Origin of the sequence: Salipiger sp. HF18 (genome assembly GCF_011806505.1) — a bacterium.
GTDB classification, from domain to species: Bacteria; Pseudomonadota; Alphaproteobacteria; order Rhodobacterales; family Rhodobacteraceae; genus Salipiger; species Salipiger thiooxidans.
This window is the reverse complement of sequence record NZ_JAATOS010000734.1, coordinates 1-1,485: the sequence shown is the minus strand read 5'-3', so window position 1 is coordinate 1,485 and position 1,485 is coordinate 1. Positions and strand designations below refer to the sequence as shown.

Here is a 1,485-nt window from a genome sequence, read left to right as displayed (position 1 = left end):
CCGGTTTTTGCTCCGCCGTTGACACCCTGTGTCCGTTGGACAAGTTGAACCAACCGTTCCGCGTGTACAGTCAAACCTGCCAATCGCGCTGGATCTCACTGGCTTCGGCCTCAACCTCTTGCGGCAGATCCGAACGGCCCAAGAGCCTCTGCACACGTGTCATCATCGCCTCGACCCACGATGCCCGCTTCTCGGTCTCGTCCATCTTCCGTACCAGCCTGCGAATGTTGGGCAACAGGCGAACCCGCAGTGGCTTCGGTGCCGCGATGATCGGCGCGGGATCTGTGACCTGAAGCCTTCCGTCATCCAGCACCTGGACTCCCGCTGCCTCAACCTCCCCGACCACATGGTCGATTGCTGCGAGGCTCGCATCCAGCTCCTCTTTCTGCGCCCATACCTCCTCCGCTTCCAACACCAACTCGCTGCGCGCCGCCGCCACTTCCCTTTCTCTGAGAGAGATTTCGCCCGCACGGGCATCCAGATCGGCCGCGCGCGCTTGCGCGACGTCCGCCTGTTCCGCCTGGCGCTGCTCGCGCTGCGCCAGCTCTGCTTCGCGCGCCTCGATGAGGCGAGTTTTTTCCGCGACCGCGGCTTCAGCCTCCCGGGCCGTCGCCTCTTTCAGCGCAAGCTCTGTTTCCTGTGCCGCAATCGCGGCCTCCTTCTTTTCGAGACGAAGCAGATAGGTCTGCCGACGCTTCGCTTTCTTCTCCTCTTCGACCGCTTTGGCGTCGAGTTCCGCCAGGTGGCGACGCGTCTTCTCGGCGGAAGCCTTCAGCGCATCGAGCTCGGCACGATGCGCCTTTTCGTCCTCCCTGATCCGTACAAGTTCCAGCTGCCGCGATTGCAACTCTTCGCCAGCGACATCGAGACCCGCATCGACTTCATCACGGTCGGCAATCAGAGTATCGAGCTCCCTCCGCTGCATGTCCCGATCGTCGAGGAGCGTCTCCAGTTCTCGGTTCGCCTGGGCTGACTGCTGCCGCAGCGCGTCAATCTCAAGAGGAAGGTCGTAGTGCAACTCGCGCACACTGCGATGAAGGGTATCGGGATACTCCGCGCCGGCCGCGATACGGTCCCACTTGCGATGCCCTCGCTCGATTCCGCTGTGGTAGCCTTGCATGACCTCGGCTGCGAGGTCCTGAAGCCGTGAGAGCGTGCCGCGTTTCGCGGCTTCACTCATCGAAAGACCCGCATCCGTGTAAGCGCGCACCGTGAAATGCGCATGGATGGTCGTCTCGTCCAGGTGAACCACCAAGGATTCGAGCGATGTATCCAGCTCCGACGCCACCGCCTTTGCCAGTTCCCGGAATGCCGCGTCCTGTTGGTCGACAGTAAGGGACCCGAACAGTTCGGCGGCCACCGTTCCGAAAGTGATGATGCCCGCCATGATGACTGGGGCATTCTGCTTCGATAGTGCCCCGCGGCGTGGTGTAGGAAGCCGCGAGCGTAGCTGATCGCGAGGCTGGCGGTCATCGTCGATCTTCG

Annotated in this window: 1 protein-coding gene; it reads right to left on the bottom strand. The window is 62.4% G+C overall.

Translation table 11 applies throughout. The annotated features are described in order from the left end of the window. Positions 1-70 precede the first annotated feature (70 nt). A partial coding sequence (locus HC022_RS26395; protein ID WP_368484835.1) for a plasmid recombination protein occupies positions 71-1,485 on the bottom strand: 1,415 nt, incomplete at its 5' end.